Source organism: Planctomonas deserti (assembly GCF_003067705.1).
GTDB lineage: Bacteria > Actinomycetota > Actinomycetes > Actinomycetales > Microbacteriaceae > Planctomonas > Planctomonas deserti.
This window is the reverse complement of record NZ_QANL01000001.1, coordinates 600,065-625,426: the sequence shown is the minus strand read 5'-3', so window position 1 is coordinate 625,426 and position 25,362 is coordinate 600,065. Positions and strand designations below refer to the sequence as shown.

Here is a 25,362-nt window from a genome sequence, read left to right as displayed (position 1 = left end):
CGTTAACGCCGCTGTATCCGCATTGGCCGTGCTTCGCCCTAATCGGGCGACTCCCGACCGCGGACCGCGGCCTCCATCCGCGAACCCGCCTTGCGGATGAGCCCGCTCATCCCGTCGGCGGATGCGGCTCCGCGGCCACCGCCGGGAGGCTGGAGGCATGACGACGACCGCGCTTCCCGCCCGCCCCCGCGAGCGGAGGCGAGGCCTCCTCCGCGGCATCGGGGGAGTGGTGCTCGCGCTCGCCGGGTCCGCGGTGGCCGGAGCGCTGACGCCGATCGGCCAGCAGTACCTGCCGGAGCCCCTCGCCCCACTGGCCAACTCGTCCGGATCCTGGACCGTCATCGCCTTCGCCGCCGTGTACCTGAGCCGGACCCGGCCGGTGGTGGCAGCGGTGCTCGGGGCCGCCTGTTTCGTGCTCATGAACGAGCTGTACGGGGTGGTCTCGACGCTGCGCGGATACCCGTACACGGCGGGCTTCCCCGACTTCTGGAATCTCGTGGCCATCGTCGTGGGTCCGGTGGTCGGCCTCGCGGCGGCCTGGCTGCGATCCGGCCGCGCGGCGCTTCTCGTGCCGGCCATCGCGGCGCCGAGTGCCGTGCTGCTCGGCGAGGGCGTGTACTACGTGACCGTGCTCGGGGTGTTCGGCGCGTACGGCTTCGTCGAGATCGGCGCCGGGGTGCTGCTGCTCCTCGTGCTCGTCGTGCGCCGCGTCCCGTCGATGCAGATGCGGCTGGCCACGGTGGCGCTCGCGCTGGTCGGGGCGGCGGCGTTCGTGGCCGCCTACACGCTCGTGCCCGCCGCGCTCGTCGCCCTCTGACCCGCCACGGCCGATTCCGCGTCACGCCCGGAACGCGAGGCGGCCGGGTCGCCCGGCGCTAAGGGAGGGGCGGGGCCGGTGGAATAGTCTTGGCTGTCGTGACCGATGCGCGCAGCCGACTGATCGAATTCATCTCCGCCGAGGCCGTGTTCCACGGCGACTTCACCCTGACCAGCGGCAAGAAGGCGAGCTACTACGTCGACCTGCGCCGGGTCAGCCTCGACCACCGGGTCGCCCCGCTGATCGGGCAGGTCATGCTCGACCTGATCGCCGACATCCCGGACGTCGCCGCCGTGGGCGGCCTGACGATGGGCGCCGACCCCGTCGCGGCCGCCGTGCTGCACCAGGGCGCCGCGCGTGGCCTCGAGTACGACGCCTTCGTCGTGCGCAAGGAGCCCAAGGACCACGGCCGCGGCCGGCAGGTCGAGGGACCGGACCTCGAGGGCAAGCGCGTCATCGTGGTCGAGGACACCTCCACGACCGGCGGCTCGCCGCTCAAGGCGATCGAGGCGCTGAAGAAGGTGGGCGCCGAGATCGCGGGCGTCGCCGTCGTCGTCGACCGCAACACCGGGGCCCGCGAGATCATCGAGGGCGCCGGATACCCCTACTACTTCGCCATCGGCCTGGACGACCTCGGGCTCAGCTGATCGTGGCTCGGGGGGAGGATCGGGACGATCCGTCGCGCGGGGGCGCGGGGAACGGGTCGGAGGGAACGCCGGGCGACGCCGAGTGGCTGCTGCGCCAGCTCGGCGCGGACGGAACGGGTCCGAGCGATCCGCAGGCGACGCCGTCGACCCCGGATCCGCAGGCCATCCGCCGCCCGGGCGGCGGACCGGCGGTGCCGGCCGGTGCGCCCGGTCCTGCGTCTGCGGCCGCGCCCGCGCGCACAGCCGAGCCCGCTGCTCCGGCCACCGATCGGAAACAGCGGCGAAAGGTCGCCCTGCTGCTGACCGCGCTCGCCGTCGTCGCGGTCCTCGTTCTCGGGGCCCTCTTCTTCCTCGGGATGCGGCTGGCATCGCAGCCGTCCGCGGAGACTCCGCCGGAGCCGGAGCCGGCGCCGACGGCGACGCCCACTCCGAGCGAAACGCCGACGCCCACCCCGACACCTTCCCCCACGCCGACCGAGGAGCCCGCCGACGTCGCGGCGGGACCGGTGGCGCCGGGGGTACACGCCTGGGACGACCTCCGGGGCGGCGAGTGCCTCGACCCGTACGCGAGCCCGTGGGAGGAGGAGTTCACGGTCGTGGACTGCGCGAACCCGCATCCGGCCCAGCTCGTGCACCGCGGCGGGTTCCCCACCGACGCGCCCGACTACCCGGGTGAGCAGGCCATCCAGCCGCAGCTGAGTCTGCTGTGCAGCGCGCCGACGGTCATCGACGTCGCCGCGGCGGCCCCCTACACGGACCTGCAGGTGCAGGGCGCGTACCCGGCGACCGCGGAGCAGTGGAATGCGGGCCAGCGCGACATCTTCTGCTTCGTCAGCCGGACGTCGGGGGAACCGCTGACCGGCAGCATCGCCGTGCCGCAGGTGCCGCCCACGGAGTGACTCCTCGAGGCCGGACTACAGCTCCGACTCGACCGGCTCCGGCTCGACGAGCTCGTCGACCCCGCCCAGTATCTCGTCCGGCCGGAACGGGTAGCGCAGCAGCTCGGCCTCGTCGCTGATGCCGCTCATCACGAGCACCGTGTACAGGCCGGCCTCGATGCCGGCGACGATGTCGGTGTCCATGCGGTCGCCGATCATGCCCGTGCTCTCGGAGTGCGCGCCGATGCGGTTGAGCGCCGACCGGAACATCATCGGGTTCGGCTTGCCCACGATGTAGGGCTCCCGGCCGGTGGCCTTCGTGATCAGCGCGACCACCGCGCCGGTCGCCGGCAGCGGACCCTCGGCGCTCGGGCCGGTCGCGTCCGGGTTCGTCGCGATGAACCGTGCGCCGGTGTTGATCAGCCGGATGGCGCGGGTGATCGCCTCGAAGGAGTAGCTGCGGGTCTCGCCGACCACGACGTAGTCCGGGTCGCTGTCGGTCATGATGAAGCCCGCCTCGTGCAGGGCGGTCGTCAGGCCGGCCTCGCCGATCACGAAGGCCCGGCCGCCGGGCATCTGCTGCTGCAGGAAGGATGCGGTGGCGAGCGCGGAGGTCCAGATGGCCGCCTCGGGCACGTCGAGTCCGGACGCGCGCAGGCGTGCGCTCAGGTCGCGCGGAGTGAACATCGAGTTGTTGGTGAGGACGAGGTACGGCTTGCCCTGGTCCTTCCACTGCTGCAGAAGAGCGGCGGCGCCGGGGAGCGCGTTGTTCTCGTGCACGAGGACGCCGTCCATGTCGGTGAGCCAGCAGTCGATCTCGTTGCGATGCATCCTGCACGTCCTTCCCCGCGGCCGGCGGCCACTGCGGCCCAGCGTATCGGCGCCGCCCCGGTTCCTCCCCTTCGCCGCCCGTCCCCCTGCCGGGCTCGCCCTGCGTCCCTCGCGCCCGCCGCCTACCCCGCCCGATCGCCCCGCCCGCATCCCTGCCCGCTCCCCGCCCCCTGCCCGCTCCCTCCTCCGCCCCTGCCCAGGCAGAGGCATCGTGCCCAGGATGAAACTGGGCACAGCGCCGCTGCCTGGGCAGGAGCACGGGGGGACGACGCGCGTACGGCAGGGCAAGGGGGACGACGCGAATGCGGCAAGGGCACAAGGGCACGTGCGCAGCCCCGTACCCGGATCCGCCGCCCGCACACCGCGGAGTCGGAGGCGGGTGAGAGCATGGCCGGATGCAGCAACCCACGAACACCGGGACCCTCGCCGACGACGCGCGCGACATCCTCCGCCGACTCGTCGGCAACGACGGCGCCGATTTCCACGAGGGCCAGTGGGAGGCCATTGAGACGCTCGTGCAGGACCGGTCGCGCGCGCTCGTCGTGCAGCGCACCGGATGGGGTAAGTCCGCCGTGTATTTCGTCGCGACGCTGCTGCTGCGCCGCCAGGGCAGCGGCCCGACCCTGCTCGTCTCGCCGCTGCTGGCGTTGATGCGCGACCAGGTGGCCGCGGCCGGGCGGGCCGGCGTGCGCGCCCTCTCCATGAACTCGAGCAACGCGCACGAGTGGGACGACGTGACCCGCGCGCTCGCCGCGGACGAGGTCGACGTGCTGCTCGTCTCGCCCGAGCGCCTCACCAACCCGCGCTTCCGCGACGAGCAGCTGCCGCAGCTGGTCGATCGCATCGGCCTGCTCGTGGTCGACGAGGCGCACTGCATCTCCGACTGGGGCCACGACTTCCGCCCGGACTACCGCCGTCTGCGCACGCTGCTGCAGCGGATGCCCGACGGCGTGCCCGTGCTCGCCACCACGGCGACCGCGAACGGGCGCGTCGTCGCGGACGTCGAGGAGCAGCTCCGCGCCGCCCCCGCGCCGTCCGGCGGAGGCACGGCGGACGCGCCGGTCGTCACGATCCGCGGGCCCCTCGCCCGGCGGTCGCTCCGGCTCGGGGTGCTCCGGCTCCGCTCGAACGAGGAGCGGCTCGGCTGGCTGCTCAGCCACCTGGGTGACATGCCCGGCAGCGGCATCATCTACACGCTCACCGTGTCCGCGGCCCAGGACACGGCCCGGCTGCTCGCGCAGGCGGGCCACGCCGTGCGGTCGTACACCGGGCGTGACGACCCGGGCGACCGCGAGCAGGCGGAGGAGGACCTCAAGCAGAACCGGGTGAAGGCGCTCGTCGCCACGAGCGCGCTCGGGATGGGCTTCGACAAGCCGGACCTCGGCTTCGTGATCCACCTCGGCGCCCCGTCGTCGCCCGTCTCCTACTACCAGCAGGTGGGCCGCGCGGGCCGCGCCACGGAGCACGCCGACGTGCTGCTGCTGCCCGGCTCCGAGGACCCGGAGATCTGGCAGTACTTCGCGACCGCGTCCATGCCGAAGGAGCGTGCCGCGCATGCGGTCATCGAGGAGCTCGCGCACGAGGGCCGGCCGATGTCGGTGCCCGCCCTCGAGGCGAGGGTGAGCCTGCGCCGCGCGCAGCTCGAGTTGCTGCTCAAGGTGCTCGACGTCGAGGGTGCCGTCACGCGCGTACAGGGCGGCTGGACGGCCACCGGCGAGTCCTGGACCTACGACGCCGAGCGATACCGGCAGGTGGCCGAGACGCGCGAGCGGGAGCAGCAGGCAATGCTCGAGTACGAGTCGACCGGCATGTGCCGCATGGAGTTCCTGCAGCGCGCCCTCGACGACGAGACCGCCGCGCCCTGCGGGCGGTGCGACCGCTGCGCGGGGCCCTGGTACCCCACCGACGTGGATGCCGAGGCGCGCGGATCCGCGTCGTCGTCGCTCGACCGCGTCGGTGTGCCCATCGAGCCGCGGCTGCGCTGGCCGACCGGGGCGAACACGGTCGGCGTGCCGCTGACCGGCGCGGTGAACGCCGGCGAGGTCGTGCAGGAGGGCCGCGCGCTCGCCCGCCTCACCGACCTCGGCTGGGGCAACCGGCTGCGGGAGGTGTTCGCGGCCGGCGCCCCGGACGCCCCGGTGGACGACGCCCTGATCGGTGCGTGCGTGCGGGTGCTCGCGGAGTGGGGCTGGGCCGAGCGCCCCGCCGCGGTGGTCAGCGTGCCCTCCCTCGGCAGGCCGCAGCTCGTCGGCTCCCTCGCGCGGAGGATCGCGGAGGTCGGGCGGCTGCCCTACCTCGGCGAGCTCGACCTCGTCGCCCCCGACGGCCCGGGAGAGGCCCGCGGCAACAGCGTCTTCCGGCTCGGTCGGGTGTACCCGCGCTTCGCCGTGGGGCCGGCGCTCGCCGAGGACCTGGACGCCATCGCCGGCCGGGCCGTGCTGCTCGTCGACGACCTCGTGGACAGCCGCTGGACCATGACGGTGGCCGGGCGGCTGCTTCGCCGGGCGGGCGCGGGATCCGTGCTGCCGTTCGCCCTCGCGACCCAGGGCTGACCCCGCGTGCCCTCGCGCACCCGCCGGGTGCAGGAATGTCCGCGGCCGATGCCGCAGAGGGCGGCGGGGGACCCTACTATTCCAGCGGGGGAACATTCCGCGACCAACGCGATGATGCGTTCGGCATCGGCAGTTGTGCTCCTCCTCTGAGGAGTGGCGAAATGACCTGGGGAACACGTCTCGGCGCACGGGGGATCTCAATGGCGGCGTCGGTCGCCGTGGCCGCCGCTACGGTGCTCGGCGCACCCGTCGCCGCCTCGGCCGCGACCACCGTCGCCTCCCCGCCGACCGCGCCCGCCGCCTCGACTGCGGCGACAGCCGCCGCCGCGCCCGCCGCCACAACGCCCGCTGCGACCCCGGTCCCGGCGGATCCCGCCGAGGACCCGCAGCCCCGGATGGACGAGTACGCGGCCGCCGACTTCGAGCGGGCCGCCGCCGCCCTTCCGCCCGCGCTGGTCGAGGCCGCGGCCCGCGACCTCGGAAAGACCGGCGCGGAGTACCTTGCGAGCGCCGAGGCCGCGAGCGACGCCGCCGACGTCGTGCAGGCGCTCACGGACCGCGGGATCGACGTGCTCGACGCCCGCCTCGAGGGCACCGAGCTCACCGTCTCCGTCGCAACCGCTGCCGACGCGGCGGTCGTCGCCGAGTCGGGCGCTCGCGCCGAGGTCGGCGCGCCCGAGCTCCCCGACTTCTCCGCCGTCGAGTTCGTGCTCGCCCTCGACGTGTACAACGGCCAGGGCTACGTCTGGCAGAACCAGGACGGCACCGCGAACCAGTGCTCGGTCGGCTTCGCCGGCTTCGAGGTGTCGAGCGGCAAGAAGCAGTTCGCGACGGCGGGGCACTGCCTCGAGGGGATGGGCCGCATCGTCGGCCCGGTCCGCACCCTCGACCAGACCCGGCCGGGCGACGGGGGCAGCTTCGGCGACCCGATCGGCACGCCCGTCGCCGGCTCGGGCCGCTTCGGCGGCGGCTACGACACCGGCCTCATCGCCGCATCCGCCGCGGGCGTCATCGCCGTGCCGAGCGTGCTCACCTGGGGTGGCGGCTCCGGTGCGCCGACCGCCTCCGCGCCGCTGCCCGTCACCGGTTCCTCCGTCGGCATCCGCGGCGCCGACCTGTGCAAGTCGGGCAGCCGCACCGGATGGTCCTGCGGCACCGTGCTGTCGGTGGACGAGACCGTGAGCGTCTCCGGCGCCAACGTGAACACCATCGTCACGGATGCGTGCGTCCAGCCCGGCGACAGCGGCGGTGCCGCCGTGAGCGGCCAGCGCGCCGTCGGCGTGGTGTCCGGAAGCACGACGCTCCCGTGCAGCGACCCCTCGCACTTCTCGGTGCTCTTCCCGATGCTCTCGGCCAGAGGCGCCAGCGTCCAGGCCAAGTACGGCAGCGCCTGGGAGCCCGCGGTGACCGTCTCGACGCCGGTCGTCACGAGCGTCGTCGGCGGTTCCGCGAAGGCCGCCGGCTCGCTGAGCGGCACGCTCGCGAACGTCGCAGCCTCGAGCAGCGTGCGGGTCTACCTCGACGGATCCAGCACGGCGTTCGCCACGGCGGATGCCTCGTCCGGCCGGTGGACGCTGTCCCTCGACTCGCTCGGCCCGGGGTCGCACCGCTTCTCCGTCGTCGCGGGCTGGGGCAGCTGGTCCCGGTCCGCCGCGGCCACCGGCATCGTCACGGTCACCGGCGCCGCCGCAGCCGCAGCCGGGGACATCGTGCGCGCGCCCGACGGCGCCCTGTACCTGGTCGACGGCACGAGTCGCCTCGTGCCCGTGCCGTCCGCGGCCGTCGCCGCCGAGTTCCGCGCCCGCCCCGCCATCGACGTGACCGCGGGCGCCATCGCGGAATACCGCGTCGATGCCGCGGCACGGCTCGGCATCGCGGTCGCCTGCGGCCCGACGTCGTACCTCGCCGGTGGCGGGCAGCTCTGGCGGCTCCCCTCGGGGGCTGCGGGCGGCCTCCCGGTCACCGCGCTCGACCCCGCGACGTGCGCGGCCTTCGCGCAGTCCTCCGAACCGGCGAACGACCCGGTCCTGGTGCGGTCGCCCGCCACGGGCGACATCTACCTCGTCCGGTCCGGCACGAAGAACCGCCTCGCGAGCATGGGCGCCGTCTTCGCGTTCGGCGGCGCGCACCCGACGTACGTGCCGCTGTCCGGCGACACGCTCGCCGGCATCCCGAACGGCCGCGAGCTGCTCGCCCCCGCCTCGCTCGTGAAGGCGGCCGGCAGTCCCGTTGTCTACTTCGTCGACGGGACGAGCAGAAGGATCCCGCTCGCCAGCTTCGACACGGCCGCAGAGTACGGGGTGAGCGGCTACACCACCGTGTCCGACGCGACGCTGGGCGCCTACGCCGCCGCGCCCGCCCCGCTCTCCCTCGTCGCGCAGTGCTCCGGCTCAGCGGTCATCGCCGGTGGCGGGCAGCTCTCGCGCCTGGCCTCGGGCTCCGGCGGTCTCCCGGTCACCGCGCTCGACCCCACCACCTGTGCGGCCCTCCCCGCTCCGACACGCACGATCACGGGTGCACCGTTCCTGCGCGACCCCGCGACGGGTGCGATCCACCTCCTCCGCGACGGGAGGAAGAGCCCGCTCACGACCATGTCGGCCGTGATCGCGCTCGGCGGGGGAGCGGTGCCGCCCTTCGTCTCGCTGAGCGCCGGGAGCCTCGCCGCCATCCCGACCGGGCGCGAACTCCTCGGGCCGGGGACCCTGGTGAAGACCGCGGCGAGCCCCGTCGTGTACCTGGTGGACGGACTGGACCGCAGGGTGCCGATCGACTCGTTCGCGCTCGCGGCCGAGTTCGGCGCTACCGGCTACGCGACCGTTCCGGATGCGGTGCTCCGCTCCTACGCGGCGACGCCTGGCAGCCTGTCGCTAGCGGTCACGTGCCGCTCGTCGCACTACGTGGCGGGAGGCGGCAGCCTCTGGGCCCTGTCGGCGCGCTCCAGCTTCGGCCTGCGCAGCACGGCGCTCCGGGACAGCACCTGCGCGGCGCTGCGCACGTCGCCGCAGACGGTGGCGGGCGCCCTCTTCGTCCGCAACCCCGGGACCGGCGCCGTGTACAACATCGCCGACGGCCGGAAGACCTACATGGCGACGATGGACGACATCTACTCCCGCAACGGGGGCGCCCTGCCCGTCTTCGTGCCGCTCGACCCCTCGGTGCTCGCAGCGCTGCCCTAGCGCCGCCCCCGGGAGATCTGCGGCGAAGCTGCAGGGGCGCTGCCCGGGAGACCGCCCGGACGATCGGCGTGCTCGCGCCCCCTGGGCGGTGCGCGGTACCCCCAAAAAGGCGGTCATTTGCCGGCGCGACGGGCACTGATCGGGGTGCTCGCCCCTACTATCCGAACGGGGGACCACCACGCGTCGTGGAGGGCTTCGGTGCGCGGCACCGGGCACGACCGCGCCTCCGCGCAGGAGTGCAGCATGATCTCGAGGAAACCCGCCGCCTCGCGGGCGGTGTCCATAGCCGTCTCGCTCGCCGTGACGGCCTCCACCTTCTTTGCGGGGTCCGTCCCCGCGTCGGCCACCGCGGGCGATCCCATCGCCGCATCAGTGCCGACCGCGGCGGCTCCGAGCGCCGTAGCGCCCGCAGCGCCGAGCATCCCGGTGCCGGACCCCGCGGCGCCCGCCGCCGCCGAGGTCCCGCAGCCGCGGATGGAGGAGTACGCGGCGGCCGACTACGCGCAGGCGGCGGCCGAGCTGCCCGCGGGCCTCGTCGAGGCGGCGAGCCGTGACCTCGGCAAGAGCGGCGCGGAGTACCTCGCGACCGCGGACGCGGCGGCCGACGCCGTGCAGGTCGTTGACGCGCTCAAGGACCGCGGCATCGATGTGCTCGGTTCCCGGCTCGAGGGTACCGTCCTCACCGTCTCGGTCGAGTCCGCCGCCGACGCCAAGGTGGTCGCCGCCACCGGCGCCGTCGCCGAGGTGGGCGAGCCGGACACCCGCGACTTCTCGTCGATCGACTTCTCGGCCGCCACCGACCTCTACGGTGGGCAGGGCTACACCTGGAAGAACAAGGACGGCACCGCCGGTCAGTGCTCGGTCGGCTTCACCGGCTACCAGGTGTCGAGCGGGCAGGACCGCTTCGTCACGGCGGGACACTGCCTCGCCGCGATGACGGGAATCTCCGGTCGGGTGGCCGAGCTCTTTCAGCGCCGGGCGGGTGACCCCGGGCAGCGGAGCTGGGACTTCGGCCTTCCCGTCTCCGGATCCGGCGCGTACGGCGGCGGGTACGACAGCGGCCTCATCACCTCGGACGACCCGACCTTCTCCCCGCGGCCCGGGGTGCTGACCTGGGGCGGCGGCGCGGGGGAGCCGCTTGCGACGACGCCGCTTCCCGTCGTCGGTCAGAGCGCCGCCATCGCGGGTAGCGTCCTGTGCAAGTCGGGCAGCAGCACGGGCTGGTCCTGCGGCAACGTGCTCGCGGTCGACCAGACCGTCAAGGTCTCCGGCGCCGACGTGAACGCCATCGTGACGGACGCGTGCGTGCAGCCCGGGGACAGCGGCGGCGCCGCCGTCACCGGCCCCGTCGCGGTCGGCATCGTGTCCGGGGCCACCACCGTGCCCTGCGGCGACCCCGCGCACTTCTCCGTGCTGTTCCCGATGGTGTCCGCCGCGGGCGGCGCCAGCGTCCAGGCGAAGTACGGCGCGACCTGGGAGCCCGCGATCGCGGTGGCGACGCCGGTCGTGACCGGCTTCGACACGGGCTCGTCGCTGAAGGGCGGCTCGATCAGCGGCACCCTTGCCCTCGCGTCCAAGGAGAGCCGCGTCCGCGTGTACATCGACGACATGACCGTTCCCGCGGCGACGCTGGACGCGTCGTCGGGCACCTGGAGCATGTCCTTCCCCGCGCTTCGGGCCGGGTGGCACAGCTATTCGGTCGTCGCCGGATGGGGCAGCTGGTCGCGTTCGCGGAGCAACGACCAGTCCTTCCAGGTGCCCCAGGTGCCCACGATCGGCGACGTCGTGCGCGTGCCCGGCGGAGCCCTTTACCTCCTCGACGGCGCGAGCCGGATGATCCGGGTTCCGTCCGCTGCTCTCGTCGCGGAGTTCTCCGCCCGGCCCATCGTGGACGTGACCGCGAAGGACATCACCGCCTACACGATCGACACGTCGGCGACCCTCGGCATCGCGGTCCTGTGCCGCGGCCAGGAGCACCTCGCGGGCAGCGGAAAGCTCTGGCCACCGGCGGAACGGTTCGGCTCGGAGTCCGCTTCCGGCCTGCCGGTCACCGCGCTCGACCCCGCGACCTGTGACACCTTCCGGTTCGCCTCCCAGCACCTGAACAGACGTGTCCTCCTGCGCTCTCCCGCCACCGGGGCCATCTACTTCCTCGACGAGGGCGTCCGGCACCCCGTGGTCAGCATGGTCGGCGTGTACACGATCGCGAATGGCGAGCCCACGTACGTGCCGCTGTCGGAGGGGGCGCTTGCCACCATCCGCAAGGGGAGGGAGATCCTCACCCCCGCCACGTTGGCCAAGAGCGCCAGCAGCCCCACCGTCTACTTCATCGACGGACTGACCAGGAAGGTGCCTCTCGCGAGCTTCGACACGGCCGCGGAGTTCGGCGTGAGCGGATTCGCGACGGTGTCGGAGGCGACGCTGAACGCCTACAAGACGGCGCCCTCCCCACTCACCCCGGCGGTCGACTGCGGCCGCACGTACATGGCGGGCGGGGGTCGGCTCCACTATCTCCGGCACGGGGCGGCGGGCCTGCCGTCCACGCCGTTGAGCCGCGACACCTGTAACGTGCTCGACCAGTACGTGCCCCCCGGCGAATCCATCTCCGGCGAGCCGTTCCTGCGGTCGGCGTCGGGCGCGATCTTCTACGTGCAGAACGGCAAGAAGAGCCCGCTGACGACCATGGGCGCCGTCACCGCCTTCGCGAACGGATGGGTGCCGCCCTTCGTGTCGCTCAGCCAGGACAGCCTGAACCGCATCCCCACCGGCCGGGAGCTCCTCGGCCCGGGGCGCCTGGTGAAGACCGCGGCGAGCCCGGTGGTCTACATGGTCGACGGGCTGAACCGCAAGGTCCCCATCGACTCGTTCGACCTCGCCGCGGAGTTCGGCGCGATCGGCTACACGACGGTGCCGGGCTCGGTGCTCGGCGCGTACACGTCGGCGCCCGCGAACCTCACGCTCGCGGTGACCTGCCGCTCCTCGACCTACCTGGGCGGCGGCGGAAGCCTGTGGACCCTGTCATCGGGATCGACGTTCGGACTGCGCCCCACCGCCCTCGACGGCCGCACCTGCGGCGCGTTCCGGGAGTCGGCGGAGCCCGTCGGGAACGCGCTGTTCGTGCGCAACCCCGCGACGGGAGCCGTGTACAACGTCGCCGACGGCAGGAAGGCCTACATGGCGACGATGGCCGACATCTACTCGCGCAACGGGGGCGTGCTGCCGGCCTTCGTGCCGCTCAGCTCCCCGGTGTTGGCGAAGCTGCCGACGGCCTAGCGGTCCCCGCGCCGCCTGCCCCGCCCGCCGGGCGGATGCCGCGCGCCTCGTCCCCCAGTACCGGCTCCCCGGTGCTCAGACGTAGCGCGCGGCATCCCCGAGGCGGGAGCGCATGACCTCGATGGCCTGCGGGTTCTCGTCCACGAGCACGAATCGGCGCCCGAGCGCGTGTGCGACGGCGCCGGTCGTGCCGCTGCCCGCGAAGGCGTCGAGCACCCAGTCCCCGGGCTCGCTCGACGCCTGCACGATGCGCCGAAGGATGCCCTCAGGCTTCTGGGTGGCGTAGCCGGTCTTCTCCCGGCCCGTGGGCGAGACGATCGTGTGCCACCACACGTCCGTCGGAAGCTTGCCGAGCGCGGCCTTCTCCGGCGTCACTAGTCCCGGCGCCATGTAGGGCTCGCGGTCGACGCCGGCCGAGTCGAAGAAGTACCGGGACGGATCCTTCACGTAGACCAGGATGTTGTCGTGCTTGGCCGGCCACTTGCGCTTCGTCCGCGCGCCGTAGTCGTAGGCCCAGACGATCTCGTTGAGGAAGCAGTCCCGGCCGAAGAGCGCGTCGAGCACGACCTTGGCGTAGTGCACCTCGCGGTAGTCGAGGTGCAGGTAGAGCGTGCCCGTCTCGTCCAGCAGCCGCCACGCCTCGACGAGGCGCGGCTCCAGGAACGACCAGTAGTCAGCGAAGCTGTCGCTGTACGAATAGAGCAGGCCCTTGGTCGTCTCGTAGTTCTGCCCCTTGAAGCCCACGCGGTCGCCCGCAGCCCCCGCCGCGACGCGCGCGGTCGTGATGCTCTGCCGGGTCTGGCTGCGCCCCGTGTTGAACGGCGGGTCGAGGTAGATCAGCCGGAAGGCACCGTCCGGGAGGTGGGCCAGCGCCTCCAGGTTGTCGCCGTGCACGACGAGGTCGTCGCCGTCCTCGGTCCAGTCGATGTCGCGCACGCCCCCGAGATTAACAGCCGCCCGGCCGGACGCGGGCCAGGGCCCGCCAGGGCCGGCACGCACCGCGGTCAGGGCTGCAGGATCAGCTTCCCCGTCGTCGCCCGGCCCTCGAGGTCGGCGTGCGCGCGGTCCGCGTGCGCGAGCGAGTACACCTCGCCGATGTGCATCTTCAGCCGTCCGGCGCTCACCGCGTCGAACACCTCGGTCGCCCGCCAGCGCCGCTCCTCCGTGCTGAGCAGGAAGTGCGCGAGCGTCGGCCGCGTCACGACGAGGGATCCGCCGGAGTTGAGCCGCTGCAGGTCGAACGGGGGAACCTGGCCCGAGGCTCCGCCGAAGAGGGCGAGGAAGCCGCGGACGCGGAGGCTCGCGAGGGAACCCTCGAACGTGGCCTTGCCCACCCCGTCGTAGACGACGTCGACGCCCCGGCCGCCCGTGATCTCCCGGACCCGGTCCGGGAAGCGCTCGTAGCCGATCACCTCGTCGGCCCCCGCCGTGCGCGAGAGCTGCGCCTTCTCATCGGTCGACACCGTGGTGATCACCGAGACGCCCCGGTTCTTCAGCATCTGCGTGAGCAGCAGGCCCGTCCCGCCTGCGCCGGCGTGCACGAGCGCCCACTCGCCCTGCTTCGCCGGGTACACCGACGTGCTGAGGTAGTGGGCCGTCATGCCCTGCAACGGGATGGCCGCGGCCGTCTCGTCGTCGACGCCAGCCGGCACCCGCAGGGCCTTCGCGGCCGGAACAATCGCGAACTCCGCGTAGGCCCTCGACCCCTCGGCCGTGGCCACCCGGTCGCCGATGGCGAAGCCGGTGACGTCCGGCCCGATCTCCACGATCCGGCCGGCAGCCTCCTCGCCCGGGGTGAAGGGGAACGGCACGGGGTAGACGCCGCTGCGCCGATAGGTGTCGATGAAGTTCACGCCGATGCCCGTCACCTGGATCAGCAGCTCGCCCGAGCCGGGCACGGGACGCTCGACGTCCCGGAGGCGGAGGACCTCGGGTCCGCCGGGCTGGTCCGCGAGTATGGCCTTGGGCATGTGCGCTCCTCTTCGTCGTGTCGCGTCGCCGGTCCGTCGATCACCGGCCGCACAATCAGCGGCGGCGTCCGAGCGCGGCATTCCCCAGCCTAGACAGGCCCGGGGCCCCGCCGATGTGCGCTTGCTAGGCTCGGCCGCGGTGCCGATTCCGGGGGTGGTCAGCGCCGGGACAACCTCCGCGTCGGCGCCCGCACGGTCGCCCTCGCGTAGCCGGACCTCGAGAGAACAGGGAAGTCAATGACGGGTCGCATCTACTCCGACATCACCGAAGTCGTCGGGCGCACGCCGCTGGTGCGGCTGAACCGCCTTCCGGGAGACGCGGGCGCAACGGTGCTCGCGAAGCTGGAGTTCTACAACCCCGGCAACAGCGTGAAGGACCGCATCGGCGTTGCGATCATCGACGCGGCCGAGAAGGCGGGAGCGCTGAAGCCGGGCGGCACCATCGTGGAGGGCACGAGCGGCAACACCGGCATCGCGCTCGCCCTCGTGGGCGCGGCGCGCGGCTACCGGGTCGTCATGACCATGCCGGAGACCATGAGCGTCGAGCGCCGCGTACTGCTGCGCGCGTACGGCGCCGAGATCGTGCTCACGCCCGGGCCCGAGGGCATGCGCGGGGCCGTGGAGCGAGCCAAGGAGATCGTGGCGAACACCCCGAACTCCATCTGGGCCAAGCAGTTCGAGAACGCCGCCAACCCCGCGATCCACCGGGCCACGACGGCGGAGGAGATCTGGGAGGACACCGACGGCGGCGTCGACATCTTCATCGCGGGGGTCGGGACGGGTGGCACGATCACCGGCGTCGGGCAGGTGCTCAAGGAGCGCAAGCCGGGCGTGCAGATCATCGCGGTCGAGCCGAAGGACTCGCCGATCCTGAACGGCGGGAAGCCGGGCCCGCACAAGATCCAGGGGATCGGCGCGAACTTCGTGCCCGAGCTCCTCGACACGACCGTCTACGACGAGGTCATCGACGTCACGCTCGAGGACTCCGTGCGCACGGCCCGCGACCTCGCCAGCCAGGAGGGCATCCTGGGCGGCATCTCGTCCGGCGCCATCATGTGGGCCGCGCTCGAGGTCGCGAGGCGCCCGGAGAACGCGGGCAAGACGATCGTCGCCATCGTCTGCGACTTCGGCGAGCGCTACGTCTCCACCGTGCTGTACGACGACCTGCGCGACGGGGCGTGATCCCGCACTTCGCGGAGGACGTCGCCGCGGCGCGGGCGCACGATCCGGCCGCCCGGAGCGGTGCGGAGATCGTCCTCCTGTACTCCGGCATGCACGCGGTGTGGGCGCACCGGGTGGCAGCCGCGCTGTGGCGGAGGGGTGCGCGCCTGCCGGCCCGCGCCCTGTCCCAGCTGGCGAGGGCCCTCACCGGGGTGGAGATCCACCCCGGCGCGCGCCTCGGCCGCCGCATCTTCATCGACCACGGCATGGGGGTCGTCATCGGCGAGACCGCCGTCGTGGGCAACGACGTCGTGATCTACCACGGCGTGACCCTCGGCGGGAAGAGCCGCACCGCGGGCAAGCGGCACCCCACGATCGGCGACCGGGTCGTGCTCGGGGCGGGCGCGAAGGTGCTGGGCCCCATCACGATCGGCGACGACAGCGTGGTGGGCGCCAACGCCGTGGTCGTGCGGGACGCCCCGGCACGCTCGGTGCTGACCGGCATCCCCGCGAGGGACGCGCGCTCGTCCGCCCCGCGACGCCCGGACCCGCACACGGATCCCGCGCTCTACATCTGAAACTCCGGGAACGCTGTTCCCGTGGCCCTGTGCCGCTGGAACCGCCGGGGCTAGGCTGACGGCCTAGGCGGACGGAGGCCTCGTGAGCGGGAGTGCCGGGGATCGCCGCGCGGCGGCCGATCTCCTCGCGCGCATCGAGCGCGACCCGGAGGCCGGTACGCGCGCCGAACGGGCATACCGGGGCAGGCACGACCTCCGCGACGCGCTCTGGTGGGCCGCGCACCCCGGCACGACGTCGCCCTCGGGCGCGCCCGATCCCGCCCTCGAACTGCGCCGCCTCCGCTCCGCGGCGTTCTCCCGCGAGGGTCAGGAGTCCGAGTGGGTGGATGCGGCGCTGCCCTCCGGAGGAACCGGCCGCGTGCGCCGGGCGGAGGCCCTCGCGCTCGAATGCGAGGCGGGACTGGAGCGCGACCGGGCCGATCTGCGCGCGGCGCTCGCCGCGGTCGCCGGCGGGAGGACCGACGCGGCGACCGACAGGGGCATCGGCAGGGGGATCGGCAGGGGGATCGACGCGTTCGCCGAGGACGCGACCGGGCAGGAGGACGCAGCGGCGGCGGCCTCCCCGACCGGGTTCGGCGTCAGCATGGGTGCGGCCGCCTCCGGGCCGGTGGAGCGGCGTGGGCGCGCCACCCGGTGGGCGTCGGGCCGGTTCGACCGCCGACCGCCCGCCGACCCCGCCCGCAAGGACTCCGGAGACTCGACCGGCGACGACGCCGACGCCCGCGAGTCCGACGCGGCAGGCGCGCCGGAGGACGAGACCGTCGCCGACGTTCCCCGCGGCGCCGCCGTCCTGCGGTCGGTGCTGCTCCGGCGGCCGGTGGCCGCGACCGCGACCCTGGCGCTCGTCGGCGTGCTCGCCGGGGCCGGGGTCACCTGGGCGACGCTCAACGGAGCGGCACGCCCGAGCCTCACGAGCACGCCCGCCTCCCGGAGCATCGTCGACGCGCCCTCCTGGGACGACACCCCGTCGCAGGCCTCCCCGCCCGCGCTCGAGGTGTTCAACCGGGACGCGACGGCGGAGGACGCGCTTCCGCCGCAGTTCTTCCTCGACTCTCCGGCCGCGACGGCGCGCATCCTGTACACGAACGGTCCCCTGCGGGTGTGGGGGTTCCTCGACCGCGGCCAGGTCTGCATGTTCGTGCGGGAGGGCGAGGCCGCGTCGGGCACGTGCGTGGCGAGGGACTCCTTCGGCTACGCCGGGATCACCCTCATGCTCTCGGCCGACGGCACGACGATGCCGGAGCCCGCGACGGGCGTCGCCGCGGCGGCGATCACCGACCTCACCTGGACGCCGGAGGGTGAGATCCAGATCCGTTCGGCCCCGCTCGACCACGACACCGCCGGCTGACCCGGCGCGGCTGGCTCGGACGGGCGGCGCATCCGCTGTCGATAGCCTTGCGGGCGTGCACCCGACCGACAGCCCCCCGCACGACGACAACCACGCCGACGACAGCCACGCCCACGACAGCCACGTCGACGGCAGCAACCCCGACGACCCGAACGACGCCCGTACCGAGGGCCGGCGACCCGAGGGCAGCGTCGAGCAGTCGACGCAGGGCGTGGGCCCGTGGCCGGGCGGGCCGGACGCGTGGCCCGAGGGCGACCACTACGACCGCGAGCTGCTCGAGCGGGGCGACTCCCGGAACGTCATCGACCGCTACCGCTACTGGCGCATGGATGCGATCGTCGCCGACCTCGACCAGCACCGGCACCCGTTCCACGTCGCCATCGAGAACTGGCAGCACGACATGAACATCGGCTCCATCGTTAGGAGCGCGAACGCGTTCGCCGCCGACACCGTGCACATCGTCGGGCGCAAGCGCTGGAACAAGCGCGGCGCCATGGTCACCGACCGGTACCAGCACGTACTGCACCACCCCGACATCGCGGCGCTCGTCGCGTGGGCGGGGGAGGCGGGACTGCCGATCATCGCGGTGGACAACGTCCCCGGCGCGGTGCTGCTCGAGACCTACTCGTTCCCGCGCGAGTGCCTGCTGCTGTTCGGCCAGGAGGGCCCCGGACTGAGCCCCGAGGCCCTCGTCGCCGCCGAGACGGTCGTGGAGATCAGCCAGTTTGGCTCGACCCGCTCCATCAACGCGTCCGCGGCGGCCGCCGTGACCATGCACGCGTGGGTGCGCGAGCACCACGACTTCGATGCCGGGCAAGGCGTCGTCGGGGGCACCCGACCGGGCGCCGGTCAGGCCCCGCGGGCGGGCGGCACCCCGTCCGCTTGACGCGCGGCGGCGCATCCGATGGGGTGGGGGCATGACTGAGATCACGGACGATCTGCCCGCCCGCCTGCTGCACGAGGAGCATGCCGGGTGGCGCGCCCTCTGCGAGGGCCGCGGCGGGGAGTACTACTACCGCGTGATGACGCGGGACGCCGTGATGCTCGTGCCGGGGCGGGTGCTCGATCGCGGCACGATCCTCGCCTCGCTCGAGGGCGTGCCGCCGTGGGACTCCTACGAGATCCACGACCCGCGCGTCGTTCGGCTGCCCGGGGGCGGCGGAATCCTCTTCTACCGCGCGCTGGCGCGACGGGGTGGCACCGCCCACGACATCCGGATGAGCACGACCTACGTTCGCCAGGACGGCGGCTGGGCCATCGCCGCCCACCAGCAGACCCCGGTGTAGCAGCCGGCCCGCCGAGCGGACCGTGCTCGCCCGGGCTAGCCGATGAGCGAGGGCTGCAGGTCGCGCAGGACGCGGTGGTGCGTCTGCCGCGCGGCGGCCGCGAGCGTCAGGGCGAGGCCGCCGAGCAGCCAGAGGGCGAGGTAGCCGGCGTCCGCGAGCGCCGCGGCCTCGCGCCCGCCGTACATGAGCTGCCGCAGCCCGTCGACCGCGTAGCTCATGGGCAGCGCCGAATGCAGCGCGGCGAGCGGGCCCGGCAGGGTCTGCCAGGGGAAGGTGCCGCCCGCGCTCACCAGCTGCACGACCATGAGCACGAGGCCGAGGAACTGGCCCACGTTGCCCAGCACGGCGTTCAGCGCGAGCAGGATGGCCGCGAACGTCGCGGAGACGAGCGCGAGGAAGGCGAACGTGCCGAGCGGATTCGCCACGGGGAAGCCGAGCAGGACCGTGACGACGGTGTAGAGCGCCACCATCTGCAACAGGCCGAGGAGCACGGGGAGCAGCCAGCCCGCGGCGGCGGTCCGCCACGGTCGCGCGCCCGCGGTCATCGCCCGGCGGGAGAGGGGCCGCACGATGAGGAAGAGCGCGTACATGCCGATCCACGCCGCAAGGCTCAGGAAGAAGGGCGCGAGGCCGGCCCCGTAGGTGCCCGCGGAGGTGAGCGCATCCTCGCTGACGCCGAGCGGGTCGGCGATCGCGGCGGCCTCGGTGCTCCGGCTGTCCGCGTCGCTCGCCGGGATCTGGTTCAGCCCGGAGGCGAGACCGTCGCGCAGCGCTGTGGAGCCGTCGCGGAGTTGCCCGAGGCCGTCCGAGAGGGTGCCCGCGCCGGCCGACGCGGCGTCGGCGCCACCGGCCAGGTCGGACGCGCCCTCCGCGGCCGTGCCGATGCCGGCGGTGAGGGCGGGGGCAGACGCGGCCAGCCGATCGGCGCCCGATGCCACCTGGGCGCTGCCCGTAGCGAGGGCGTCGAGCTGTCCGCTCAGGTTCTGGGCCGCCGTATTCGCCGTGTCGACGCGGGAGCCGATGCGGTCGAGCTGGGCGAGCAGCGCCTGCTGCTCGTCGGCGGACAGGTCGGTCTCCGCCAGCCTCTCGGCGATCTCGGCGCGGATGGCCGGCACATGGTCCGCGGCGTCCTGGGCGGTGGTGGCGGCCTTGTCACCGCGCTCGGCGAGCACGGCGTTGCCGTTCGCCACCTCCCGGGCGCCCGACGCGAGACGCGCCGTCGAGTCCGTCAAGGTGGCGGTGCTGTCCCGCAGGGTGTCGAGTCCGTCCGACAGGGACGCGGCACCGGCCGCGACCTGCGCCGTGCCCGAGGCCAGGTCGCTTCCGCCGGTGGCGGCCGACGTCGCGGCGGTGGCGAGCTGGTCCGCGCCGGTCACCGCGGTGCCGAGGCTGTCTCGCACGTCTGAGAGGCCCACCAGCAGCGCGTTCGCCGCCTTCTCGCCGACCTGCCGGGCGACGGCGTCCCGGATGCGGCCCGCGGCCTGCTCCGCGATGGTGCCGGCCAGGTAGCCGTTCGTGTCACTCGTCGAGACCACGACGCGCGCCCTGGTCGGGTCCGGGGTCGCAGCCGACGCGAGGGCGGAGGAGAAGCCCGCGGGGAGCGTGACGGCGAAGGCGAACTCGCCGCCCTGCAGCCCGGTCCGCGCGTGGCTCGCGCTGACCGTCCGCCAGTCGAAGTCGTGCTCCTCCAGCAGGGTGTCGGCGACGTCTCGGCCGAGCGTCACCCGCTCGCCGTCCACGGTCGCGCCGGTGTCGGCCACGACGAGGGCGGCCGGCACTCTGTCGAGGTTCGCGTAGGGATCCCGGTTGGCCCACAGGTACAGGCCGCCGTAGAGGATCGGCACGCACATGAGCGCGACGAGGGCGAGCCGCGACATGGTCGTCGCGGTGAGGCGCCGGAGCTCGGCGCGCAGCAGGAAGATCACGGAAGACGCTTTCGGCGAGATGAGGGAGAGGAAGAGGGAGAGGGAGAGGGGAGATGGGGAGAGGGAGAGGGGAGATGGGGAGAGGGAGAGGAAGAGAAGAGAGGGGAGAGGAATAGGGGGAGAGGGGAGGCAGTGCCGGGCGGAGGCGCTCGCGGCCGGCGTCAGAAGAGCGGGACGAGGTCGTTCGCCGTGTGTGGTCCGGCGCTCTCCGCGGCGAGCAGCCCGGCAATGGCGGAGGTCGTGACCACGAGCACGCCGACGCCGCGGGCGGCGATGCCGCACAGCACCTCGTACCACTCCTCCGGCGCGCCGCCGTGACGCTCCGGCGAGGTGACGACGAGCGCCCGCACGCCGGGGCGGGAGGCGGCGAGGTCGGTCAGCAGCCGCAGCCGCGCGGTGGGCGGAACGGCCCGGAAGGGGAAGCGCGCGAGCGGCAGAAGGCCGTGGGCGTCGAGCACCCGGTTCACCGCGCGCCGTCCCGCGCGGCGGCGGGCGAAGCCCAGCTCCTCGCGCACGACCGCGCGCAGGGGAACGTCGTCCGACGGCTCGCCGACGGTCGGGGTGTCGACCAGGGCGACCGCCCGGCGGGGCCCGCTGCGGGCGGGCTCGCCGTCGATCAGGATCCGGCCCGCATCGACGCGCATGCGTCCGCCCGCGACGAGCGACAGCACGACGGGGCGTCTGCCCGTCTCGGCGACGGCGAGCGTCGGCGTCCCGCCGCCGAAGGCGAGGCTCGTCTCGGGGAGCTCCGCGGCGGTGCCGTTGCCGATCCGCACGCCGTCCAGGGTGACGATCACGCCCCGGCCCCGCTCGTGCCGGGGTCGCCCGTGCCCGATCCGATCGAGGTACCAGCATCCGGGGCGGACGCGTTCAGCGCGGTGAGGATCCGGTCCGCCTCCCGCCAGTCGAGCCCGCACATGCCGAGAGCACCGAGCACCACGAGCTGCCGGCCGCGCTCCCGCGAGAGGGGGCCGCGTGCGGCCTCGTCGAGGACGGTGAGGGCCGCGCCCTCCACGAGGCGGGCGAGGGTTGGCGCGTCGATGTCCTGTCGCAGCTCGCCCGCCCGGACGCCCTGCTCGATCACCTCGCGGAGCGTGCGGCGCAGTGGCTCGAGCGCGTCGGCGACCACGGGGGCGAGCGGGCCGCGCACTGCGACCCGGGCCATGACGCGGACGTGCTCGACCTCGTCCCACAGCCGGGCGCCGATGATCGCGAGCTGCAGGCGGCTGTCCCCGCCCGTGCTCGCAGGGAGCGCCGTCGTGATGCGCGCGGCCCCGATCACGACGAGCTCCCGGAGGAGGTCGTCGCGGGTTGCGAAGTGGCCGTAAAGCGCCCGTCGGGACAGGCCCGCGGCGGCCGCGATGGCCTCGAGGGAGGCGTCCGGATCATAGTTCAGCAGCTGTGCGGCGGCGCGCAGGATGGCGGCGCGGTTCTCGGCGGCATCCTTCCGCGGCGCGCGTTCGGGGGCAGGGCTCGACACGCGTCGAGTCTACGATCTTGCACAACCGAGTGCAACTTAGGCGGGCCGACCGCTCGCGATAGGATCGAGTGTGACTGGAGACAACCTGCTTGGTGTGCCCGAGACCCGTCTGCCCGCCGATCCGGCGGTGACGGAAGCCCTGGATCGAGCGGTGAAGTCCGGCGAGGATCTCGCATCCGTCGCCGCGGCGCACCCGTCCTCCTCGCTCGTCTGGGCGCTGCTCGCGGACGCGGCCAGCCTGTCGGGCAACTACGTCGAGTCCTACGCCTACGCGCGGGTCGGCTATCACCGCGGCCTCGATGCGCTCCGCAAGGCGGGCTGGCGCGGCCAGGGACCGATCCCGTGGGCCCACGAGCCCAACCGCGGCGTCCTTCGCTCCCTCTACGCCCTCCGCCGCGCCGCCGCGGCCATCGGCGAGACCGAGGAGATCGAGCGGCTCACGCGCTTCCTCGACGACTCGGACCCCGCAGCGGTTCCCGCGATCGAGCAGGAGTCGCTGCAGGCGGCACCGCCCACCGAGGCCATCGTGATCCGAGGAGACGAGTAATGCCGGCGATCGTTCTGATCGGCGCCCAGTGGGGCGACGAGGGCAAGGGCAAGGCGACCGACCTCCTCGGTGACCGCATCGACTACGTCGTGAAGTTCAACGGCGGCAACAACGCCGGGCACACGGTCGTCATCGGCGACCAGAAGTACGCCCTGCACCTGCTGCCCTCCGGCATCCTCAGCGAGGGCGTGACGCCGGTCATCGCGAACGGCGTCGTCATCGACATCGAGGTGCTGTTCGACGAGCTCGACGCGCTCACGGCCCGCGGCGTCGACGTGTCCCGGCTGAAGATCTCGGCCAACGCGCACGTCATCACGCACTACCACCGCACGCTCGACCGGGTCACGGAGCGCTTCCTCGGCAAGCGCCAGATCGGCACGACGGGCCGCGGCATCGGCCCGACCTACGCCGACAAGATCAACCGCGTCGGCATCCGCATGCAGGACCTGTTCGACGAGAACATCCTCCGCCAGAAGGTGGAGGCCGCGCTCTACTCGAAGAACCACATGCTGGTGAAGATCTACAACCGCCGCGCGATCACGGTGGACGAGATCGTCGACACCCTGCTCTCCTACGTCGAGCGTCTGCGCCCGATGGTCGTCGACACCTCGCTCGACCTGAACACGGCCCTGGACGAGGGCAAGATCGTGCTCTTCGAGGGTGGCCAGGCCACCATGCTCGACGTCGACCACGGCACCTACCCGTTCGTCACGTCCTCGAACTCGACGGCCGGCGGTGCGGTGACCGGATCGGGCATCGGGCCCACCCGCGTCGACCGCGTCATCGCCGTCGTGAAGGCGTACACGACCCGCGTCGGCGCCGGTCCGTTCCCGACCGAGTTGCACGACGAGTCGGGCGAGTTCCTGCGGGCGGCGGGCTTCGAGTTCGGCACGACCACGGGTCGCCCCCGCCGCACCGGCTGGTACGACGCCCCGATCGCGCGTTACACGTCGCGCATCAACGGCGTGACGGACTTCGTGCTCACGAAGCTCGACGTGCTCACCGGGCTCGAGACGATCCCGGTCTGCGTCGCGTACGACGTCGACGGGCGCCGCTTCGACGAGGTGCCCAGCTCGCAGAGCGACTTCCACCACGCGAAGCCGATCTACGAGGAGTTCCCCGGCTGGACCGAGGACATCACGGGCGCGCGCGAGTTCTCCGACCTGCCGCAGGCAGCACAGGACTACGTGCTCGCGGTCGAGAAGATGAGCGGCGCGCGCATCTCGGCGATCGGCGTCGGCCCCGGGCGCGACGCCATCATTCAGCGTCACGACCTGCTCGAGAGCTAGCGGGGCGGCACGGTGATCCGCGACGGATGGCAGGACGACAGCCGTCTCGGCACGGACGCCGAGGACCTGGCGCGCTTTCTCAGCCGGGCCGACGCGGCGACGGCGAACCGCGAGCAGCTGCGCGTCGCGGTCGACATGACGCCCGAGCAGTTCGCCGATGCGTGGCGCACGCTGCATCGCTTCGGCTACGTGACGACGGCGGAGCTCCGCCGCCTCGCGATCACCTGACCCACGGTCGCCGGGGTCTCTATGGTGTCTGAGGCCCCGCCACGGTCGCTGAGCTCGTCGAAGCGACCCGACCGGTCCTGCGTGGCGCTCTCTCACGGTCGCTGAGCTTGTCGAAGCGACGCAACCGGCGCATGGAAGCGTCCCTTCGACAGGCTCAGGGACCGTGTGGTCCGGTCCGCCTGTCGACTCAGGATCGCGCTGGGGTCTTGACCCTTTACGGTCGCTGAGCTTGTCGAAGCGACGCAACCGGCGCATGGAAGCGTCCCTTCGACAGGCTCAGGGACCGTGTGGTCCGGTCCGCCTGTCGACTCAGGATCGCACTGGGGTCTTGACCCTTCACAGTCGCCGAGCTCGTCGAAGCGACGCAACCGGCGCATGGAAGCGTCCCTTCGACAGTTCAGGGACCGTGTGGTGCTGCCTCCTCGGCGGCTCCGGAACCGCGGCGTCGCGCTACGCCGCGGCGGCGGTGCGCCAGAAGGATGTGAGCACCCGCGCGCTCTCCTCCGGCTGGTCGACCTGGGCGGAGTGCCCGGCGTCCGCGATCACCACGTACTGGCCGCCGGCCCGCTCGGCCATCTCGCGCTGCCAGTCCAGCGGCCACGCGTCGTCCGCATCGCCGTGCGACACCAGGAGCGACACGCCTGTCGCGGCCAGTTCGTCCGTGCGGTCGGGCTGCTCGTCGAGGATGTGCGCGGCGGCGAGCAGCTGCGTTGAGCTCGTGGCCAGCATGCGGTCGTGGAACCACCGCTGCACCGGGTCCGAGGAGGCCTCGTCCCAGTCCGGGTGACCCTTGCGCCACAGCCCCTCGGACCCGCCGGTCCGGATGGCGTCCAGGTCCTCGAAGCGGCCGCCGCGGCTGCGCGGCCCGGAGTTCCACATGGTGAAGCTCGCGAACCGGCTCGGGTCGCGGAGCACCGCCTCGATGCCCACGACGCCGCCGAAGCTGTGGCCGAGCAAGTGGACCTGCTTCTGTACCCCGATCGCGTCGAGCACCCAGTGGACGTCGGCGCCCAGGGTCTGCAGGTCGTAGCCGTTCCCGTCGACGGGCGGCTCGCTCCCGACAGGGCCCTCCGAGTGGAACTGTCCGCGCTGCGAGTAGGCGAGCACGGTGAAGCCGAGGTCGGCCAGCGGGCCGAGCACGGGGTAGAAGTCCTCCTTCGACCCGGTGTACCCGGGCACGAGCAGAGCGACCGGGGAGTCCTCCGGATCCTCGGTGCGGGCGCGGATCCGCACGGCGGAGAGGGGGCCCTCTGGGCGGTCGAGGCGCAGCTCCTCCGCGTCCGAGGGGAGGGCATCGGTGAGGGTGAGGGACGGCATCGTCGAATCGGTCACCGGACGAGGCTACCCGGTAACGATAGGCTCGGACCCGGGGGAGA

At 73.2% G+C, this 25,362-nt stretch carries 21 protein-coding genes; 14 read left to right on the top strand and 7 right to left on the bottom strand.

What is annotated here, in order from left to right:
• The first annotated feature begins 157 nt into the window (after window positions 1-157).
• The 3 genes from DAI20_RS02845 to DAI20_RS18380 all read left to right on the top strand — a co-directional run bounded on the left by DAI20_RS02845 (window position 158) and on the right by DAI20_RS18380 (window position 2,363).
• Window positions 158-817 carry a DUF6518 family protein gene (locus DAI20_RS02845; protein WP_108249045.1) on the top strand — a complete coding sequence of 220 codons (660 nt, stop codon included), beginning with the start codon at window positions 158-160 and terminating at the stop codon, window positions 815-817.
• A gap of 98 nt (window positions 818-915) precedes the next feature.
• Complete coding sequence (gene pyrE, locus DAI20_RS02840) at window positions 916-1,464, top strand: orotate phosphoribosyltransferase (RefSeq protein ID WP_108249044.1); 549 nt, start codon at window positions 916-918, stop codon at window positions 1,462-1,464.
• 2 nt (window positions 1,465-1,466) lie between these two features.
• Entirely contained in the window at window positions 1,467-2,363 is an 897-nt protein-coding gene (locus DAI20_RS18380) for a septum formation family protein (protein WP_159084887.1), read from the top strand.
• A 15-nt stretch (window positions 2,364-2,378) separates the two neighbouring features.
• On the opposite strand, the gene DAI20_RS02825 is transcribed toward DAI20_RS18380, so the two are convergent.
• Window positions 2,379-3,173, bottom strand: a complete 795-nt coding sequence (locus tag DAI20_RS02825; protein WP_108249041.1) for an HAD-IIA family hydrolase — start codon at window positions 3,171-3,173, stop codon at window positions 2,379-2,381.
• A gap of 395 nt (window positions 3,174-3,568) precedes the next feature.
• On the opposite strand from DAI20_RS02825, the gene DAI20_RS02820 reads away from it, so the two are divergent.
• The 3 genes from DAI20_RS02820 (at window position 3,569) to DAI20_RS02810 (ending at window position 12,174) form a co-directional block, all read left to right on the top strand.
• Window positions 3,569-5,725 (top strand): RecQ family ATP-dependent DNA helicase, encoded by a 2,157-nt coding sequence (locus DAI20_RS02820; RefSeq protein ID WP_108249040.1) that lies wholly within the window; start codon window positions 3,569-3,571, stop codon window positions 5,723-5,725.
• Between the two features lie 161 nt (window positions 5,726-5,886).
• Window positions 5,887-8,901: a S1 family peptidase gene (locus DAI20_RS02815; protein WP_159084886.1), complete on the top strand. Its 3,015-nt coding sequence runs from the start codon at window positions 5,887-5,889 to the stop codon at window positions 8,899-8,901.
• 243 nt (window positions 8,902-9,144) lie between these two features.
• On the top strand, window positions 9,145-12,174 hold the full coding sequence (locus DAI20_RS02810) for a S1 family peptidase (RefSeq protein WP_159084885.1): 3,030 nt from the start codon (window positions 9,145-9,147) through the stop codon (window positions 12,172-12,174).
• A gap of 75 nt (window positions 12,175-12,249) precedes the next feature.
• On the opposite strand, the gene DAI20_RS02805 is transcribed toward DAI20_RS02810, so the two are convergent.
• Both DAI20_RS02805 and DAI20_RS02800 read right to left on the bottom strand, forming a co-directional pair.
• A complete protein-coding gene (locus tag DAI20_RS02805) occupies window positions 12,250-13,110 on the bottom strand; it encodes a DNA-methyltransferase (RefSeq protein WP_108249037.1) in 861 nt (286 codons plus the stop codon).
• A 68-nt stretch (window positions 13,111-13,178) separates the two neighbouring features.
• Complete coding sequence (locus DAI20_RS02800; protein WP_108249036.1) at window positions 13,179-14,144, bottom strand: quinone oxidoreductase family protein; 966 nt, start codon at window positions 14,142-14,144, stop codon at window positions 13,179-13,181.
• 237 nt (window positions 14,145-14,381) lie between these two features.
• Between DAI20_RS02800 and cysK the strand changes: the two genes are divergently transcribed.
• The 5 genes from cysK (at window position 14,382) to DAI20_RS02775 (ending at window position 18,517) form a co-directional block, all read left to right on the top strand.
• Window positions 14,382-15,326 carry a cysteine synthase A gene (gene cysK / locus DAI20_RS02795; RefSeq protein WP_108249035.1) on the top strand — a complete coding sequence of 315 codons (945 nt, stop codon included), beginning with the start codon at window positions 14,382-14,384 and terminating at the stop codon, window positions 15,324-15,326.
• On the top strand, window positions 15,323-15,883 hold the full coding sequence (gene epsC / locus DAI20_RS02790) for a serine O-acetyltransferase EpsC (protein WP_108249034.1): 561 nt from the start codon (window positions 15,323-15,325) through the stop codon (window positions 15,881-15,883). The genes cysK and epsC overlap by 4 nt, the downstream gene beginning before the upstream one ends.
• An 82-nt stretch (window positions 15,884-15,965) precedes the next feature.
• Window positions 15,966-17,231 carry a hypothetical protein gene (locus DAI20_RS02785; RefSeq protein ID WP_108249033.1) on the top strand — a complete coding sequence of 422 codons (1,266 nt, stop codon included), beginning with the start codon at window positions 15,966-15,968 and terminating at the stop codon, window positions 17,229-17,231.
• A 211-nt stretch (window positions 17,232-17,442) separates the two neighbouring features.
• Complete coding sequence (locus DAI20_RS02780; protein WP_108249695.1) at window positions 17,443-18,117, top strand: TrmH family RNA methyltransferase; 675 nt, start codon at window positions 17,443-17,445, stop codon at window positions 18,115-18,117.
• Window positions 18,118-18,148: 31 nt separating this feature from the next.
• Window positions 18,149-18,517, top strand: coding sequence for a nuclear transport factor 2 family protein (locus tag DAI20_RS02775; protein ID WP_108249032.1), 369 nt, complete (start codon window positions 18,149-18,151; stop codon window positions 18,515-18,517).
• A 35-nt stretch (window positions 18,518-18,552) separates the two neighbouring features.
• Here DAI20_RS02775 and DAI20_RS02770 read toward each other — a convergent pair whose 3' ends face one another.
• The 3 genes from DAI20_RS02770 to DAI20_RS02755 form a co-directional block, all read right to left on the bottom strand.
• A complete protein-coding gene (locus DAI20_RS02770; RefSeq protein WP_306766452.1) occupies window positions 18,553-20,442 on the bottom strand; it encodes a YhgE/Pip family protein in 1,890 nt (629 codons plus the stop codon).
• A gap of 161 nt (window positions 20,443-20,603) precedes the next feature.
• Window positions 20,604-21,239: a hypothetical protein gene (locus DAI20_RS02760; protein ID WP_108249031.1), complete on the bottom strand. Its 636-nt coding sequence runs from the start codon at window positions 21,237-21,239 to the stop codon at window positions 20,604-20,606.
• Window positions 21,236-21,922, bottom strand: a complete 687-nt coding sequence (locus DAI20_RS02755; protein ID WP_108249030.1) for a TetR/AcrR family transcriptional regulator — start codon at window positions 21,920-21,922, stop codon at window positions 21,236-21,238. Before DAI20_RS02755 ends, DAI20_RS02760 begins: the two co-directional genes overlap by 4 nt.
• Window positions 21,923-21,992: 70 nt before the next feature.
• On the opposite strand from DAI20_RS02755, the gene DAI20_RS02750 reads away from it, so the two are divergent.
• The 3 genes from DAI20_RS02750 to DAI20_RS02740 are packed head-to-tail and all read left to right on the top strand — an operon-like array spanning window position 21,993 to window position 23,986.
• Window positions 21,993-22,469 (top strand): DUF3151 domain-containing protein, encoded by a 477-nt coding sequence (locus tag DAI20_RS02750; protein ID WP_108249029.1) that lies wholly within the window; start codon window positions 21,993-21,995, stop codon window positions 22,467-22,469.
• Complete coding sequence (locus DAI20_RS02745; protein ID WP_108249028.1) at window positions 22,469-23,758, top strand: adenylosuccinate synthase; 1,290 nt, start codon at window positions 22,469-22,471, stop codon at window positions 23,756-23,758. Before DAI20_RS02750 ends, DAI20_RS02745 begins: the two co-directional genes overlap by 1 nt.
• A 12-nt stretch (window positions 23,759-23,770) precedes the next feature.
• Window positions 23,771-23,986: a hypothetical protein gene (locus DAI20_RS02740; protein ID WP_108249027.1), complete on the top strand. Its 216-nt coding sequence runs from the start codon at window positions 23,771-23,773 to the stop codon at window positions 23,984-23,986.
• 450 nt (window positions 23,987-24,436) lie between these two features.
• Here DAI20_RS02740 and DAI20_RS02735 read toward each other — a convergent pair whose 3' ends face one another.
• Window positions 24,437-25,318 carry an alpha/beta fold hydrolase gene (locus DAI20_RS02735; RefSeq protein ID WP_240605832.1) on the bottom strand — a complete coding sequence of 294 codons (882 nt, stop codon included), beginning with the start codon at window positions 25,316-25,318 and terminating at the stop codon, window positions 24,437-24,439.
• Window positions 25,319-25,362 lie beyond the last annotated feature (44 nt).